13 protein-coding genes and 1 pseudogene are annotated in these 16497 nt (G+C 69.3%); 6 read left to right on the top strand and 8 right to left on the bottom strand.

Annotated features, from left to right (window positions below; genetic code table 11):
* The 7 genes and pseudogenes from CGU34_RS14825 to allB all read right to left on the bottom strand — a co-directional run.
* Positions 1-1058 (bottom strand): annotated as a pseudogene (locus CGU34_RS14825) (IS3 family transposase); the annotation flags it as partial.
* Positions 1059-1092: 34 nt separating this feature from the next.
* Positions 1093-2409: an amidohydrolase family protein gene (locus CGU34_RS14830; RefSeq protein WP_100814548.1), complete on the bottom strand. Its 1317-nt coding sequence runs from the start codon at positions 2407-2409 to the stop codon at positions 1093-1095.
* 116 nt (positions 2410-2525) lie between these two features.
* Positions 2526-3854, bottom strand: a complete 1329-nt coding sequence (locus tag CGU34_RS14835) for an allantoate amidohydrolase (RefSeq protein ID WP_100814549.1) — start codon at positions 3852-3854, stop codon at positions 2526-2528.
* Positions 3854-5083 (bottom strand): pyridoxal-phosphate-dependent aminotransferase family protein, encoded by a 1230-nt coding sequence (locus tag CGU34_RS14840; protein WP_100814550.1) that lies wholly within the window; start codon positions 5081-5083, stop codon positions 3854-3856. Before CGU34_RS14840 ends, CGU34_RS14835 begins: the two co-directional genes overlap by 1 nt.
* Positions 5084-5222: 139 nt before the next feature.
* Positions 5223-6854 carry an AtzH-like domain-containing protein gene (locus tag CGU34_RS14845; RefSeq protein ID WP_100814551.1) on the bottom strand — a complete coding sequence of 544 codons (1632 nt, stop codon included), beginning with the start codon at positions 6852-6854 and terminating at the stop codon, positions 5223-5225.
* Entirely contained in the window at positions 6851-8116 is a 1266-nt protein-coding gene (locus tag CGU34_RS14850) for an acetamidase/formamidase family protein (protein ID WP_198517847.1), read from the bottom strand. The genes CGU34_RS14845 and CGU34_RS14850 overlap by 4 nt, the downstream gene beginning before the upstream one ends.
* A complete protein-coding gene (gene allB, locus CGU34_RS14855) occupies positions 8113-9570 on the bottom strand; it encodes an allantoinase AllB (RefSeq protein WP_081766296.1) in 1458 nt (485 codons plus the stop codon). Before allB ends, CGU34_RS14850 begins: the two co-directional genes overlap by 4 nt.
* A gap of 82 nt (positions 9571-9652) precedes the next feature.
* Between allB and uraD the strand changes: the two genes are divergently transcribed.
* Genes uraD through hpxO form a run of 3 tightly spaced genes read left to right on the top strand, consistent with a single transcriptional unit; the run spans position 9653 to position 11717 of the window.
* Entirely contained in the window at positions 9653-10165 is a 513-nt protein-coding gene (uraD, locus tag CGU34_RS14860) for a 2-oxo-4-hydroxy-4-carboxy-5-ureidoimidazoline decarboxylase (protein WP_100814552.1), read from the top strand.
* Positions 10162-10500 (top strand): hydroxyisourate hydrolase, encoded by a 339-nt coding sequence (gene uraH / locus CGU34_RS14865; RefSeq protein ID WP_100814553.1) that lies wholly within the window; start codon positions 10162-10164, stop codon positions 10498-10500. The genes uraD and uraH overlap by 4 nt, the downstream gene beginning before the upstream one ends.
* A 23-nt stretch (positions 10501-10523) precedes the next feature.
* Complete coding sequence (gene hpxO / locus CGU34_RS14870; protein ID WP_100814554.1) at positions 10524-11717, top strand: FAD-dependent urate hydroxylase HpxO; 1194 nt, start codon at positions 10524-10526, stop codon at positions 11715-11717.
* A 12-nt stretch (positions 11718-11729) separates the two neighbouring features.
* On the opposite strand, the gene CGU34_RS14875 is transcribed toward hpxO, so the two are convergent.
* Positions 11730-12260 carry an adenine phosphoribosyltransferase gene (locus tag CGU34_RS14875; RefSeq protein ID WP_036298336.1) on the bottom strand — a complete coding sequence of 177 codons (531 nt, stop codon included), beginning with the start codon at positions 12258-12260 and terminating at the stop codon, positions 11730-11732.
* A gap of 134 nt (positions 12261-12394) precedes the next feature.
* Between CGU34_RS14875 and CGU34_RS14880 the strand changes: the two genes are divergently transcribed.
* From CGU34_RS14880 to CGU34_RS14890, 3 genes are all read left to right on the top strand, one after another.
* On the top strand, positions 12395-14086 hold the full coding sequence (locus CGU34_RS14880; RefSeq protein WP_036298328.1) for a glycoside hydrolase family 13 protein: 1692 nt from the start codon (positions 12395-12397) through the stop codon (positions 14084-14086).
* Positions 14087-14094: 8 nt separating this feature from the next.
* A complete protein-coding gene (locus CGU34_RS14885) occupies positions 14095-15150 on the top strand; it encodes a LacI family DNA-binding transcriptional regulator (protein WP_100814555.1) in 1056 nt (351 codons plus the stop codon).
* Between the two features lie 110 nt (positions 15151-15260).
* Entirely contained in the window at positions 15261-16475 is a 1215-nt protein-coding gene (locus tag CGU34_RS14890) for an amidohydrolase (RefSeq protein WP_100814556.1), read from the top strand.
* The last annotated feature ends 22 nt before the right edge of the window (positions 16476-16497 follow it).

A 16497-nucleotide genomic window follows, 5' to 3' on the forward strand; every position in this document is an offset into this window, starting at 1 on the left:
ATCGAACGCGTCGCCGACGGACCCGATCGAGGGTGCGATGCCATCGAGCGCCAGCTTCTCGGTGTAGGCCAGCGAGACGTATTGAGACCCGGCGTCCGAATGTGCCCGCAGCTGCTCGGGCTGGACCGGGTGCCCATCACGCGCTCGTTCCCAGAGGGCCATGCGCAGCGGGATCATCACCAGCTCGACGTGCTTGGTGGTCTGTGCGTGCCAGGCCACGATGCGTTGCGAGTAGACATCGACGATGAAGGCGACGTAGACCCAGCCCGCCCAGGTGCGGCAATAGGTGAAGTCCATCACCCAGGTGTGATCCGGCCGGGGCGCGGTGAAGTCGCGGTTCAGCAGGTCGCCGGCACGGACCCCGTCCTTGGCGGGGATCGTAGTGCGGGTGCCCTTGTCGCGACGGATTCCCGACAGCCCGAGCGAGCGCATGGCCCGGTCGACCGCGCCTCGCGACGCGCCGGGGATCGACGTGCGGCGGATCAGCGCGGTCATCTTCCGCCGCCCGTAGAGGCCCTCGGGAGTCAGCACGCGACGCATCGTCCCGTTGCGTTCGACAATGGTCCATGCCGCGGCGCGGACAGCGTCCTGGACCTGCGCGTCCGTGATCGTCCGCACTGCGACGATGCCTTGCCGGTGGGCTCGGTAGGTGCGCGCGGCGATCTTCACGCCCTGCGCTTGCAGGACCCGGATGATCGACTCGACCGCGTGACCTTCGGCTCTCATCGTGTCAATGAAGCCCAGCATCAACGGTTGCGGGGGTCGAGTTCCCCCGCGAAGAAAGTCGTCGCAGCTCTCAGGATCGCGACATCCTCCCGCAGACGACTGTTCTCGGCCTTGAGCCGCTTGATCTCGGCATGCTCGACGCTGGTGATCCCGTCGCGGGTGCCGTCGTCGATATCGGCTTGCAGCACCCACCGGCGCACCGACTCGTGGCCCACGCCGACCTGGCGGGCAACGGCCGCTGACGCGGCCGTCAACGAGGGATACTCCGAACGATGCTCACGCACCAGCCGGACAGCGCGCTCACGCAGGGCAGGATCGATCTTCTTCGGCATGACATACATCCTTCCAACTCAAAAGGATGCGGCATCAAACCTGGGGCGCTTCAAGCGGGTTCGTCGATTCCCCGTCACGAGCCGCCAGTACGCCACCCACATAGACCCCGGTGAGATTGCGCAGGCCCATCGACAGCACGTAGCTGCGGACGGGGTGCCAGAGCGGCCCCACGTCGGGGCGGCGTGGGTCGACGACCACGAAGTCCGCGAACTTGCCGACCTCGAGGCTGCCGACGCGGTCGGCGACGCCCATGATCTCGGCGGCACCCAGCGTGTGCAGACGCAGCACGAGCTCGGGCATCATCGACAGCGGGTCCTTCGTGCGGGCACGCTGCATCGCGATACCCATGCGCATGTTCTGCCAGGGATCCGAGACATCCGTGCACGCCTGATCGTCCAGCCCCATGCCGACCTTCATGCCCATCGCGAGCATCTCGGGCACGAGCGCGGTACCCGAGGCGAGCCGTCCGTTCGACGCGGGCTGCCACGACATCGACGCCCCGCCCGCCGCGGCCTGCTCGATGATCTCGGGGGTGGTCTGGATGAAATGTCCGAACATCATGTCGGGACCCAGTGCTCCGGCGTCCCGGTACAGCGCGAACTTCGACTGCTGCAGCGGCACGGCCTCGGGGGATTCGAGGAAGTGGGCCTGGTTCGTCACGCCGAAGCGGCGCATCGCCTCGACCTCGAGTTCGGCGGCCTCCTGCCGGGGCGACCACTGCACCTGCCCCATGATCGAGGCGCCGAGCGCGAAGTCCGGGTCCATCCCGCGGGTGTGGGCGACGGATGCCTCGAAGCGCGCGAAGATCTCGTCGTCGGTACCGGCGGTCACATCCATGCCGATCGAGTCCACGAAGCGAAGCCCGGCGTCGAGGCATCCGTCGGCCTGACGCGTGTGGTAATCCGTGCCGCGGAGCGGGGCGTTGCCGACGCGCTTGCCGTCGACCATCGACTCCCACGCCTGCTGCGGGTCGGTGAAGTTGTACGCGGTTGTGACGCCGTTGCCGAGGAAGTCGAGGGCGCCGTGCAGCGTCGACCAGTAGATGTCGTCGGGGGTGGCGTGTGCGGTCAGGCCGAGCATCGAGTCGCACCAGCCGTAGAGGGTGTCGGCGACGCCGAGCCCGCGCAGGCCGCTCGTGAACAGGTGGCTGTGGCTCGAGACGAAACCGGGGGCGACGAACGCGCCGTCGACGTCGAGCACCTCGTCGGCCTTCGAGTCGGTCGGGTCGCCCGCACCGATCGCGGCGATCCGCCCGTCTTCGACGCGCATCCACCCGCGCTCGATGTAGCCCGGATCGTCGGATCCGGCGGGAATCGTGATGAGACGGGCGTTGATGACCAGGAGCGACATGGGGTTCCTTATCGTGACGGGATGTCCCAACTCTTCACCTCAAGGTCGTGGATGGGGTGAAGAGTTGGGACACCGGGCGAGGGGGCGGCAGGGGATCGAGTAGAGGGATGGGGAAGTCAGCGCGGCTCCGCCGCGAGGTGCAGAACCGACTCGGCGAGCGCGCGGATGCCGAGGGCCACATCTGCGGCCGACACCGCCTCGTCGGGGTGGTGGCTGATGCCGTCGGGGTTGCGCAGGAACAACATCCCGACGTCCGTGATCGCGCCGATCGACATGCCGTCGTGCCCGGCGGGGCTGAAGAGGGTTGCGGGATCGCCCGGAAGGTCGGGCAGGGCCCCGCGGATGCCCGCGCGGATGACGTCCTGCAGCAGCGGCGCGCACATGACCGCTGCGGCGTTGTGCACCTCGCGGGAACGCCACCGCAGACCTCGACGGCCCATGATCACGTCGAGTTCGCGCGACAGTGAATCCCACACCCGATCGCGCTCACCGTCGAACTCGCCCCGCAGGTCGAGGCTGAAGTGCGCCTCACCCGGCACGATGTTGACCGCGCCGGGGAATGCCTCGAGCTGCCCGACCGTGCCGATGACGTGATGCTCGCCGCGGCAGATCCGCTCGACTGCCAGGGCTGCCTCGCTCGCGCCGAGCAGCGCGTCGTGGCGCATGTCGTAGGGCGTGCCGCCCGCGTGCCGGGCCTCGCCCTCGACGACGAGCTGAAAGCGCCGCGCGCTCGCGATCGACGACACGACCGCGAGCGATTCGCCCCGCCGGTCGAGCTCGGGACCCTGCTCGATGTGCGCCTCGAGATAGCCGACGAGCTCATCGGGGCGACGCGCGGCCTCGCCGATGCGCCCGGGGTCGAGGCCGAATTCCAGCGCGGCCTGCCGCAGAGTGGTGCCGTCGGCATCCGTCAGCTGCCACCAGTCGTCGTTCCAGGTTCCGGCGACGGCGGATGACCCGAGCAGGGCCTTGCCGAAGCGGGTGCCCTCTTCGTCCGAGAACGCGACGACCTCGATCGCGAACGGCAGCGGTGAGACGCTGCCCTCGCCACTCGGGGACGGGACGCGCAGAAGCCGCACGACCTCGAGCGCCATCAACACCCCGACGATGCCGTCGAAGCGTCCGGCGTCGGGCACGGTGTCGAGGTGCGAGCCGATCATCAGGGCGGGCGCATCACGATCGGATGCGCGGTGCCCTGAGCCTGTCGAAGGGTGGAGTCGGCCGATCTGGTTGCCCGCGGCATCCTGGCGGGTCGACATTCCGACCTCGCGCATCCACTCCGCAGCGAGGCGGTTGACGCGAGCATGTTCGGTCGACAGGTACACACGTTCGATCTCACCGGGTGCGGCGGTGACCCTCGCAAGCTCGTCGCAGCGCGCCATGACGCGGCGGGCCGCGGCGGCGACGCGATCGGGCGTGAGGTCGGGCAGCAGGGTACGCGTCATCACGCCTCGGCGTGTCCGGTGTAGACATCGAGCGCGGCGTCGACCCCGCCGCCCACGGGAACCGTCGCGCCGAACCGCCGCAGCACCTGCTCGAGCGCGGCGAGGGTGGTCAGCACGGCGTCCTTGCGGGCGTTGTAGCCCATCGTGCCGATGCGCCAGACGCGCCCGTGCAGGGGTCCGAACGAGGTGCCGATCTCGATACCGAAGTCGTCGAGCATCGCCTGGCGTGCGGCATCCCCCGCCACCCCGTCGGGGATCTCGACGGCGACGACGTTCGACATCTTGTGCGCCACGTCGCCGAAGACGACCAGGCCGAGCCCGCGCACGCCCGCGAGCATCGCCGCGCCGTTGAGCTCGTGGCGGACCCTCACGGCCTCGCGACCCTCGCCGAGAAGCACGCGTGCGCACTCGCGCGCGCCGTAGAGCATCGAGGTCGCCTCGGTGTGGTGGTTGAGGCGCCGCGGGCCCCAGTAGTCGAGGATCATGCCGAGGTCGAAGTAGTTCGAGCGCACGAAGTCGGGCGCATCCTCGTCGCCGGCCTCGCGAATGCCGGCCTCGATCTTCTTCCGCGAACGGATGATTTCGACAGCGCGCTCCGACAGAGTGATCGGGGCGGAACCCGACGGTCCGCCCAGACATTTCTGCAGCCCTGCGGTCGCCGCATCCAGGCCCCAGGCATCCGCTTCGAACGGGTTGCCGCCGAGCGACGCCGTGGCGTCGGAGTAGAACAGCACGCCGTGCTTGGCGCAGATTGCGCCGATGTCTTCCAGCGGCTGCAGCATCGTGGTCGACGTGTCGCCCTGCACGAGGCCGAGCAGGTGCGGTTTGACCCGCACGATGGCCTCTTCGATCGCGGCGGGTGTGAAGACCTGCCCCCACGGGACCTCGATCGTGTGCACCTCGGCCATCGCGCGCTCGGCGATCTCGGCGAGCAGGTGACCGAAGCGCCCGAACACCGGTACGAGCACCCGATCGCCGGGACGGATGAGCGAGATCATCGCGGCCTCGATGCCGCCGCGTGAGGTGGAATCGACGAGGAACGTCGCGTCGTTCTCGGTCGCCCAGACCTGGCGGTAGAGCGCCTGCGTCTCGGTCATCGTGCTCGTCATGAACGGGTCGTACTGACCGACGAGCTGCGCCGACATCGCCGTGAGCACGCTCGGGTACGCCGAAATCGGGCCGGGCCCCATCAGCAGGCGGGCTGGCGGGTCGATCGGCAACGCGTTCATGCGAGGTCCTGTCTGTTCATGCTGGTGCTGGTGGCGGAGGCGCTCGTGGCGCCGAGTCCGCCGATTGTTGCCGAGAACGCCGGATGTTGACACGAAATACTCGGCGGACTCGGCAATACCCGGCGGTGTCGATGAACTGTCATGACGCCACCGCCCGGGCGAGGCGGCGCGCGAGGCGCACCAGCGCGATGTCGGTGCCGGGGCGCGAGATCAGGGACACACCCACGGGCGCTGCCCCCAGGTTCGACGGCACGGTCAAGAGGGGGATCGAGATGGAGGGCATGCCACCGATCGCGGCCGGCGTCGTCATGCGGAGCGTCGCGGCCCGCACGGCCTCGACCCGCTCGCCGCGGTGCGTGCGCATCGGCGCGGGACCGGGGACGGTCGGCATGATCAGCACGGTGTTGCTCGTCGCGTCGTGCAGTCGAGCCCGCAGTGCCTCGACCGTCGCGCGCGCCTCGGATTCGGTCTCGGCCGTCACCTCAGAGGCCACGCGGAACCGCTCGGCCACGGCAGGGGCGACCGCGCCCGGGTGCTCGCGCAGCCACGCGCCGTTGTTGCGCCACGCCTCCGCGCCCTGAACAGCCCGGAAGGCGCCCAGGTACTCGTCGAGATCGCCGACGGATGTCTCGGCCACCGCGGGCGCTTCGGCCACCTCCCCGAGGACGCCGAGCAGCGCCTCGAACGCGTCCCGTGTCTCGGGTTCGACGGACTCGAGCATCTCGGTCGGCACCGCGAAGCTCCACGGCAGGTCGCTCCCGGACTCGCCGAAGACGCTCTCGGTCGACTCCGATCCGTCGTAGCTCAGGCACCAGTCGACGATCTTCTGCATCGTGGCACCGTCGCGGGTCAGCCATCCGATCGTGTCGAACGTCTGCGCGAGGGGCAGCAGCCCTTGCCGAGGAACGAGTCCGTGGGTCGTGCGCAACCCCCATAGTCCCTGATACGACGCCGGCACCCGGATGGACCCGGCCGTGTCGGTGGCCAGGCCGATCTGTGCCTGGCCGGTTGCCACGGCCGAGGCCGGCCCGCTCGATGAACCGCCCGGCAGCGCCCCGGGCAGAGCTCCGTTCGGCGGCGTGCCATAGTGCGCGTTGTCGCCGGCGACGCTGTACGCGAACTCGTCGGTTCGCGCGATTCCGCGAAGGGATGCGCCGGCCCGCAGCAGATCCGAGACCGCGGCGGCCGTGGTCGGCTCGACCCGCGCAGAGTCGAGGTATGTCGGGTTGCCCGCGCCGATGCGGTAGCCCTTGATGGCGAAAAGGTCCTTGACGGCGACGGTGAGGCCCTCGAGCGGACCCTCCCACGCGCCCTGCCAGAGCGGGTCGCCGACGGTGCGCCAGACCGACCTGTCGAGCGCCTGCGCACGCGGCGTCACATGCGCGGCGGTGATCAACCAGCGGTCGTCGAATCGCTGCCACACCTGCGTCTGCAGCCCCGTGCCCCCGCCGACGTAGCGCGAGATCGAGACCAGCAACGCAACATCGGGCGCCAGTTCGCGGTACTCGATCCGCTCGATCGTGCGGGCCGGCACTCCCCCGCGCACGCCCCGGAACGCACTGATCGTGTCATGGCCCACGAGCAGGCCCGCGGCGTCGCCGCGCATCGTTTCATCACCCGGGGCGAAAGCCGCGTCGAGAGCGTCGAGGTCGTTGGCGATGATCGCCCGCTCGTACGCCTCGAACGCCTCGAGAAGGCCCGCCGGCACTGTGTCTACGCCGACCGCGTGGGCGCGGCCTTCTCCCGCATCCTGGGCCGAGACATCCGTCATGCCGTTTGCCCTTCGCCGGAAACAGGAGATTCGTCCGAGACAGGAGAATCCGGCGAGGTTTGTCCTGTTCTCGCCGGATCTCCTGTTTGCAGCGGTTCGGGAGCGGACGGATGCGGGGGCCGCTGCTCGGAGGCGAGGGGCACAGAGACATGCGGAACGGCCGCGAAGTCGGACTCGCGGATGCGGGCGTGCACGCCGCAGACGATGTCGACGACCTGCGAGATATCGAAGTCGGTCGCGGCGCTGAGGTAGGCGTAGGCGAGATGCTCGTCGAGGCCCCAGCGCGCCCGGATGAGCGCGATCGCGGATCGCACGCAGCGGCGCATCGCCTCGCCGAGGTCGGGGTCAAGGCCCGTGGGCACGAGATATTCGTCTGTCCGGACCAGCGGCCCGGTGAACTCGCCGAACTCGGCGAGTGCCTCTTCGCGCGGCACGATCTCGAAGCGCAGGGTCGCGCGGAGGGATGCCTCGAGCGCCGTCAGTGCAACCTCTCCGTCACCCTGTGCGAAGTGCGGATCGCCGACGTAGGCCAGCGCCCCCGCCACCTGCACCGGCAGATACAGGACGGTGCCCTCGACCAGCAGGTTGATGTCGATGTTGCCGCCGTGCTCACCGGGCGGCACGGAGTGCGGCCTCTGGTCACCCGCGACCGCCACGCCCATCGTGCCGAGGAACGGCGCGAGCGGAAACTCGACGAGCCCGGGCCCGCCCTCGACGACGGGCAGCACCCCCACCATCCGTCCATCCCGCTCTTCGACCGGCGTGAAGACGCTCACGTTGTGTTCGCCGCGCGGCAGCTCGCCGACGAGCGCACCCTTTCCGTGCCGGTTCGAGATCACGCCGTACGGCACCCGCGGCTGCAGCCGTACGACCGTGATCTTGAGCAGATCCCCGGGGCGCGCACCCTCGACCGCAATCGGCCCGGTCACGACGTGGGGCCCGTCGGCCATCGTGTCGCGTGCCATGTCGCGTGCGATCTCGATCGCATCGTCGAGGACGGATGCCTCGGGCACACCCTTGCCGGTGAAGTACGCCAGCGGGTCCTTGCCCTGGTCTTCGAGGATCCCCTCGTGGCTGACCGTGTCGATCGTCACCGTCTGCCCCGGCTGAACGGTCAGCACGGCCGCATCGCGCGCACACGGCAGGCGGCCCCACATCACGGTCGCGGGAGAGGCGGCCAGATAGTGCTCGCCCGGGATCTCGCCCGTGCCGGGCTGCAGGATGGTCGACGCGAGGGCCGTTGCCTCGAGAGCTGGGGTCACGGATGCATCTCCTCAACGCGGGCCATGGCAGCGCCCGAGATCGACGCATCCGCAGCGGGTGCAGGATGCGCAACCGTGCGCACGGTCAGGATCTCACGTCCTGCTCTGGCAGTTACGCCCGCCTCGGGGGTGTAGACGAGTGCGCCGGCGAGGTAAGTGCCCTCGACGACACCGAAAAGCTCACGCCCATCCCACGGCGACATCTTGTTGCGGTACTGCAGCTCGGCCGCTCGCACGGTCTGCGTCGCGTCGAGGTCGACGACGGCGAAGTGCGCCGGCGCTCCGACCGCGATCTGCCCCGCGACGCCGAGACCGGCGATCCGCGCGGGACCCGTCGTCATCAGCGGCAGGATCGTCTCGAGCGGGATGCCTCGCGCACGCGCCGCGGTCCAGATCGCCGAGAATCCGGTCTGCAGACCCGAAATTCCGCCCCAGGCGAGGGCGAAGTCGCCGCCACCCTGCTGCTTGAGTTCGAGCGTTGACGGCGAGTGGTCGCTGACGATCGCATCGATCGTGCCGTCGACGACACCCTGCCACAGGAGGTCCTGGTTGGCCGCGTCGCGGATCGGGGGGCAGCACTTGAACTGGCCCGCGGCATCCGGCACGTCCTCGGCCCGCAGGGTCAGGTAGTGCGGACAGGTTTCGATTGTGAGCCGCACGCCGTCCGCCTTGGCGGCACGGATGTCGTCCAGCGCACCGCCGTCGGACACGTGCACGATATGCGCGCGGGCGCCGGTGCGACGGGCCGTGTTGATCACGAGCCGAATCGCCGCGCGCTCGCTCTCGGGTGGGCGTGAGGCGAGGAATGCCTCGTAGTGGGGCCCGAGAGTCTGCGCGTCGTGCACGTGCGCGGGGTCTTCGGCGTGGACGATCAGCAGCCCATCGAACGCGGCGATCTCGGCGAGCGCGGCCTCGAGCTGTTCGGCGTCCAGGTGCCCGAACTCATCGATGCCGGAGGGCATCAGGAAGCACTTGAACCCGACCACCCCCGCCGCGGCGAGGTCGGCGAGCGATCCGAGGTTCTCGGGAACCGCACCGCCCCAGTACGCGATGTCGACGGCCAGCTTGCCGGACGTGGCGGCGCGCTTCTCGGCGAGCGCTTCGGGGGTCGTCGTCACGGGCACGCTGTTCAGCGGCATATCGACGATCGTGGTGACACCGCCCGCGGCAGCGGCGGCGGTCCCCGTCTCAAACCCTTCCCAGTCGGTGCGGCCCGGTTCGTCGAGGTGAACGTGCGAGTCGACCAGACCGGGCAAGAGGGTGAGGTGGTCGGGCAGAACGGTGACCGGCGTGTCGGAGACGTCGACGGATGCCGCGACCCCAGCATCCGGGTCGTACTCCTCGATCGCGGCGATACGCCCGCCCTCGAGGCGAACCAGAGCGGAACGGAACGCCCCGTCGATGAACACGCGACGCGCGGCGAGCGCGCGCGGGGCGTCGGGAAGAGCGGTCATGGGCCCCAACTTAAAGGCCCGGCGTTTCTCGGATGTTACTCAGAGCAACATCCGAGAAATGCGGTGAGGTTACGGTGGCCGGGTGCTCCTCTCCGAATTCAACGTCGCGGATGCGTCGACCGCGGCGTCCGTCGTCCGTGTGTGGGCCGACATCCCGACGTGGACGAACGCGCTCGTCGCCGAGCGGCCTTACGCATCGGTCACAGAGATCGAGGCCCTCGCCACCGCGCTTGCCGAACGCTGGAGCGTGGACGATCTCGAGGCCGCGCTCGCTCATCACCCACGCATCGGCGAACGACCGACCGCTGCGGGAGCGGAGGGTGACGCTTCGCGCCGCGAACAGGCCGCGATGACGACCGCCGCCGACGACGTGACCGCCCGGATCGCCGCGGGCAATGCGGCGTACGAGGAACGATTCGGGCGCGTGTTCCTCATCAGAGCCGCGGGGCGCACACCCGACGAGATCCTGGCGAACCTCGAGCGGCGGCTCACGAGCGACCCCGAGGCCGAGACGGTCGAGGCGACCCGGCAGCTCGCCGAGATCGCACTGCTGCGCCTGCGGGGCGCACTCACCGACGACAGGATGGGTGCATGACCCCGCACCTGACGACCCACGTTCTCGATTCCACGTCCGGCACTCCCGCGGTGAACGTCGCGGTATCACTCGCGAGGCATCTTGCCGGTGGTGGCACCGAAGCCGTCGCCGAGGGCCTCACCGACGCGGATGGTCGGCTCGGCCTCGGCCCCGAGCGCCTCGAGCCCGGCATGTACGCCATCACCTTCGGCACGGGCGCATGGTTCGCCGACCAGGGCATCCCCGCCTTTTATCCCCTTGTGACCGTCACCTTCACCGTCGAAGATTCGAACCGGCACTACCACGTGCCCCTGCTGCTCAGTCCGTTCGCCTATTCCACATACCGCGGCAGCTGAGCCGCACCGTTTCGGAGGATCACGTGAAGGTCATCGTCATCGGCGCCGGCATCGGCGGCACGAGCGCCGCGATCGCGCTGCAGCGCCTCGGGCATGACGTCGTCGTGTACGACCAGATGCGTGAGAACAAGCCCGTCGGGGCTGCGCTGTCGCTGTGGTCCAACGGCGTCAAGGTGCTCAACTGGTTGGGACTGGCCGACGAGGTCGCGGCCCTCGGCGGTCTGATGGACGACATGGCCTACTACGACGGGAAGACCGGCGAGACGCTCTGCCGCTTCAGTCTCGAACCCGTCACGACGCAGACCGGACAGCGGCCCTACCCGATCGCGCGAGCCGACCTGCAGGCGCTGTTGATGGACCGCGTCGGGATGGATCGCATCCACCTTTCGATGAAGCTCGTCGGCATCGACGACGACGGGTCGCAGGTCACCGCGACCTTCGCGGACGGATCGACCGACACGGCCGACATGCTGATCGGGGCGGATGGCGCACGCTCGATCACCCGCGACTACGTCACCGGGGCGCGGGGACTTCCGACGATCGAGCGCACGTACTCGGGATACACGAACTTCAACGGACTCGTCCCGGCGAACACCGACATCGGGCCTCTCGATCAGTGGACGACGTACGTGGCCGACGGCAAGCGCTGCGCCGTGATGCCGGTCGCGGGCGATCGGTTCTACTTCTTCGTCGATGTGCCGCAGCCTGCCGGCGTGCCGTACGACAAGGCCGAGGGCGCGGCACCGTTGCGCGAGGCCTTCGCGAGCTGGGCCCCCGGAGTGCAGGCCCTGCTCGACTCGATCGACCCCGCGGCCTCCCTCAATCGCGTCGAGATCTGGGACATCGACCCGTTCGATACGTGGGTACACGGTCGGGTCGCGATCCTCGGTGACGCGGCCCACAACACGGCGCCGGACATCGGTCAGGGTGCGTGCTCAGCGCTCGAGGACAGTTTTGCCCTCGGCATCCTGTTCGCGACGAACACCTTGGGTGTCGAAGACACCCTGCAGCGGTACCAGCAGGTGCGCGCCGAACGCGCGGGCGATCTCGTCATCCGGGCCCGCAAGCGCGCGTGGGAGACCCACGCTTTTGATGTCGCGGCGACTCAGGAGTGGTACGACCAGCTCCGCACCGAGGACGGCACGGGGGTTATCCGCGGCATCGTCGGCAACATCGTGGACTCCCCGGTCAACCTCGGCGGGGGCATCCGGGTCTGACGCGGCCGCTCTTCAGGCGTGGAAGACGGCGTGGATGTCGGATCCCGCGACGGCTCGACCTCCCAGGCCGTCGAGCTCGAGCAGCACGGCAGTGCCCGCGACGCTGCCCCCGAGCCGCTCGACCAGCGTCCGTGCCGCGGCGATCGTGCCGCCCGTCGCCAGCACGTCGTCGAGCAGCAGCACTCGTGAGCCGTGGGGCATGTCGTCGTGCGCCTCGATCTCGGCCGTTCCGTATTCGAGTGCGTACGAGACGGATGCCGCGGGCCGGGGCAGCTTGCCCGCCTTACGAATGGGGATCAGGCCGACACCCGCGGTCATCGCCGCTGCCCCAGCGAGCAGAAAGCCCCGCGCCTCGATCCCGGCGACGACGTCGTACGTCCCCGCGAAGGGCTCGATGAGGGCATCGATCGTGACCCGGAGCGCCGCGGCATCCGCGAGCAGCGGCATGATGTCGCGGAACAGGATCCCCGGCTGCGGGTAGTCCGGGATCACCGCGATGAGCGACTCGGCGCGGGCAAGGGCTGCGGGATCGGGCGTCTGCACGGGGTTCACCCTAACGTTTCGGTCACCCCCCTCCTCGATGTCCCAACTATTCACCGCACAGCTCCCCTTGCGGTGAAAAGTTGGGACATCAAGCCAATGAGCGATTGCGCAAGCGCTTGCACTAACGTGGTCGGATGACTTCTCCCGCAAGCTCAACGCAGCCCGAGACCCGCCTGCCCTCCGGCCCCGGTTCGGAGTGGTGGCGATCCGCCGTCATCTATCAGATCTACCCCCGTTCGTTCGCGGATGCCTCGAACGACGGCATCGGCGACCTGCCCGGCATCACGTCCAAGCTCGATGACCTGCAGGAACTCGGCATCGATGCCCTGTGGCTCTCGCCGTTCATGACCTCACCGCAGAAGGATGCCGGGTACGACGTCGCTGACTACTGCGACGTCGACCCCATTTTCGGCACCCTTGCCGACTTCGACGCCATGCTCGAGGGCGCCCATGCCCGCGGCATCCGTGTGATCGTCGATCTGGTCCCGAACCACTCCTCGGACCAGCACGTGTGGTTCCAGGCCGCCCTGGCGGCGGCGCCCGGCAGTCCCGAGCGCGCCCGCTACATGTTCCGCGACGGTGTCGGCGAGAACGGCGAGCTGCCGCCGAACAACTGGGAGTCGGTCTTCGGCGGGCCCGCCTGGACGCGGGTCGTCGAACCCGACGGAACACCAGGCCAGTGGTACCTGCACCTGTTCGACACCTCGCAGCCCGACTTCGACTGGTCAAACGACGAGGTGCGGGAGGGATTCCGCGGCGTGCTGCGCTTCTGGCTCGACCGCGGCGTCGACGGGTTCCGCGTGGACGTCGCTCACGGACTCGTGAAGAAGGACGGTCTGCCCGACTACACGCCCCCCGCAGACGCCGCGTCCATGGGCGGCGAAGAGGCCGACGTCCCGTACTGGGGTCAGCCGGGCGTCCACGAGATCTATCGGGATTGGCATGTGCTGCTCGCGGAATATGAGGGCGATCGTGCCCTTGCCGCAGAGGCCTGGCTCCCGTCGCCGGCCAAGACGGCACTCTGGGTACGTCCGGATGAGATGCACCAGGCGTTCAACTTCGAGTACCTCGAGACGCCGTGGAACGCACCGAAGCTCCGCGCTGTCGTTGCCGAATCGCTCGCGGCATATGGCGCGGTGGATGCACCGAGCACCTGGGTGCTGTCGAACCACGACGTGATTCGCCACGCCTCCCGGCTCGCGCTCACGGGCGATGTTCCGCAGGGAACCGGTATCGGCCCCCTGTCCGAGGTGCAGCCGATCCCCGAGCTGGGCCTGCGACGCGCACGCGCCGCGAGCACGATGATGCTCGCGCTCCCCGGCTCCGCATACCTCTACCAGGGCGAAGAACTCGGCCTTCCCGAGGCCGTCGACCTGCCCGACGATGCCCGGCAGGACCCGACGTGGTTCCGCACCCACGGCGAGCGCTACGGGCGGGACGGATGCCGCGTGCCGATCCCCTGGACCGCGGACGGGCCCTCCTATGGCTTCAACTCCTCCGGGGAATCCTGGCTCCCGCAGCCGACGCAGTGGGCCGAACTCGCCCGCGACGTGCAGCGGAATCAGCCCGACTCGACGCTCTCGCTCTACCGTCGCGCCCTGGCGGAGCGGCGCGCGCACGCGGTGGGCACCGGCGAACTCGAATGGCTTGACGGCTACGGGGACGACGTGCTCGCGTTCCGCAATGGCGACATCACGGTGATTGCGAACGTCGGCGCGACGCCGGTGCAGCTGCCCGCCGGCGCGACCGTTGTGCTGGCGAGCGCACCCCTCGAGGACGGCGCGATCGGTTCGGACACGACCGTCTGGCTCGAGGGCGGCCGCTAGGCACGACCGTGGTCGGCATCGACGAGGTTGCTCGTGCGGCCGGTGTCTCGACCGCGACCGTCTCGCGTGCGCTGAGCGGTCGCGGTCGGGTGTCGGCCGCAACACGGATGCGGGTGGAGCAGGCGGCTGATCGCCTGGGCTACGTCGTCCAGGCGTCGGCATCGAGTTTGGCGTCGGGCCGCACCCGCAGCATCGGCGTGCTGCTGCCCCTCCTCGATCCGTGGTTCTTCAGCACGGTATTGGGCGGTATCGCCGACAGCCTCGCGCAGCGCGGTTACGACATCACGCTGTATGTGCTGAGCCACGACCCGGCAGCGCGTGCCGCGATGTTCGGTACGTTCCTGCGCCGCCGCCGCGTGGATGCCGTGATCGCCGTCTCGATCGACCTCGCCGAAGCGGAATCCGAGGCGCTGGTCGGCGTGGGCGTGCCTGTTGTGCGGATCGGTGGCGCGCACCCGCATATGACGAGCTTGGCGGTCGATGACGAGGCGGTCGGAGCCCTCGCTTCGTCGCACCTCCTCCAGCTCGGGCACCGCATCATTGCGCACATCGGGGCGCTCCCCCAGTTCGACAGCGACTTCCGCGTGCCCTCCCAGCGGCGGCGGGGGTACGAACGGGCGCTGAGGGATGCCGGGGTGGCGCCCGAGAACGAGCTGTTCGAAGCATCCGATTTCACGATCGCGGGGGGCGCGGCGGCGGCTACCCGGCTGCTGACGGAGCGGACGGAGCGACCGACGGCGATCTTCGCGGCGAGCGACGAGATGGCGGTCGGCGCGATGCTGACGGCTCGCGAGCTCGGCATACGCGTACCGGAGGACCTCTCGGTCGTCGGCGTGGACGGGCACGAGCTCGGAGCCTCGTTTCGGTTGACGAGTATCGACCAGTTCCCGCGCGAGCAGGGTGTGCGGGCGGCCGAGACCGTGCTCGACCTGCTCGAGCCCCGTCCGACGACGGATGCTCCGCCGCCCCACACCGTTCTGCCCTTCGAACTCGTGGTGCGCGCATCGACCGCACCGCCGCCGTCCGCCCCGCCGACCCCACCAGATCCGCTCGCCTGGCAGTAGATGCGCGTTCCAGCCAGCCGAGGTCGCACGTACTGCCAGGCGAGCCGATCAAGCCAGGCGGGCGGGGCGGATCCGGGTACGGCATCGACGGCCCGCGTAGGCTCGGGCGCATGACGATCGATCTCGAGGCGCTCTACGTCGACCTGCACGAGCATCCGGAACTCTCGTTTCAGGAGCTTCGCACGGCGGCCATCGCGGCCGGCCACCTCCGCGATCTCGGGCTCGAGGTCACCGAGCGTGTGGGCGGCACGGGTGTTGTCGGCGTCCTCCGCAACGGTGAGGGTCCGACCGTCTGGCTCCGCGCCGACATGGACGGCCTTCCTGTGGAGGAGCAGACCCGGCTGCCGTATGCGAGCACCGCGCGCGGACTCAACCCGCAGGGCACCGAGGTTCCCGTCATGCACGCCTGCGGCCACGACATGCATGTCGCCGCGATGATCGGAGCGATCGAACAGCTCGCGAGCACGACAGGCGAGTGGTCGGGAACGATCGTCGTGCTGATCCAGCCCGCGGAAGAGTTCGGAGCCGGAGCCCAAGCGATGATCGCGGACGGCGTGCTCACGCGCTTCCCGCGCCCCGACATCGTGCTCGGCCAGCACGTCACACCTCTTCCGACCGGCATCGTCGGTGTCCGTCCGGGCACGCAGATGGCCGCGTCGGACGGCCTCACGATCACCCTTTACGGCCGGGGTGGGCACGGCTCACGCCCGCACGCGACCGTCGATCCGATCGTCATGGCCGCAGCCACCGTCATGCGCCTGCAGACCGTGGCATCACGCGAGATCGACCCGCGCGAGATGGCCGTCGTGACGGTCGGATCGATCCACGCGGGCCTGAAGCACAACATCATTCCGGCCGAGGCACGCCTCGAACTCAGCCTGCGCTACGCCGACGACAGCACCCGCGCGAAGGTGCTCGAGAAAGTGGAGCGGATCGTACGCGCTGAGGCCGAGGCATCCGGCGCTCCTGTGCCGCCCACGATCGAGACCGACCACACGCTGCCCCCGACGATCAACGATGCGGACGCGACGGCCCGGCTCTCAGCCGCGTTCGACCGCGAGATCGGCGCAGGGACGGTGCTCGACCCTGGGATGTTCACGGGGAGCGAGGATGTCTCGTGGTTCGCTCGCGAGGCGGGTGTGCCGCTGGTCTTCTGGTTCTGGGGCGGCGTCGACCCTGCCGTTTTCGCGAAGGCCCAGGCCGAGGGCACGATCGACCGCGACATCCCGACCAACCACTCGCCGTTCTTCGCCCCGCTTCTGCAGCCGACGCTCCGCAACGGCGTGCAGACGCTCACGGTCGCGGCGCGCGAGTTTCTGGACTGAGAGGGACGGCTCGGCGCCCGGC

The organism is Microbacterium lacus, from assembly GCF_002812805.1.
Classification (GTDB): domain Bacteria; phylum Actinomycetota; class Actinomycetes; order Actinomycetales; family Microbacteriaceae; genus Microbacterium; species Microbacterium lacus_A.

Coding starts and splice junctions, on each gene's coding strand:
- CGU34_RS14830 (WP_100814548.1), bottom strand. CDS start 2,409: ATGTCGCTCCTGGTCATCAACGCCCGTCTCATCACGATTCCCGCCGGA.
- CGU34_RS14835 (WP_100814549.1), bottom strand. CDS start 3,854: ATGACGCGTACCCTGCTGCCCGACCTCACGCCCGATCGCGTCGCCGCC.
- CGU34_RS14840 (WP_100814550.1), bottom strand. CDS start 5,083: ATGAACGCGTTGCCGATCGACCCGCCAGCCCGCCTGCTGATGGGGCCC.
- CGU34_RS14845 (WP_100814551.1), bottom strand. CDS start 6,854: ATGACGGATGTCTCGGCCCAGGATGCGGGAGAAGGCCGCGCCCACGCG.
- allB (WP_081766296.1), bottom strand. CDS start 9,570: ATGACCGCTCTTCCCGACGCCCCGCGCGCGCTCGCCGCGCGTCGCGTG.
- uraH (WP_100814553.1), top strand. CDS start 10,162: ATGACCCCGCACCTGACGACCCACGTTCTCGATTCCACGTCCGGCACT.
- CGU34_RS14880 (WP_036298328.1), top strand. CDS start 12,395: ATGACTTCTCCCGCAAGCTCAACGCAGCCCGAGACCCGCCTGCCCTCC.
- CGU34_RS14890 (WP_100814556.1), top strand. CDS start 15,261: ATGACGATCGATCTCGAGGCGCTCTACGTCGACCTGCACGAGCATCCG.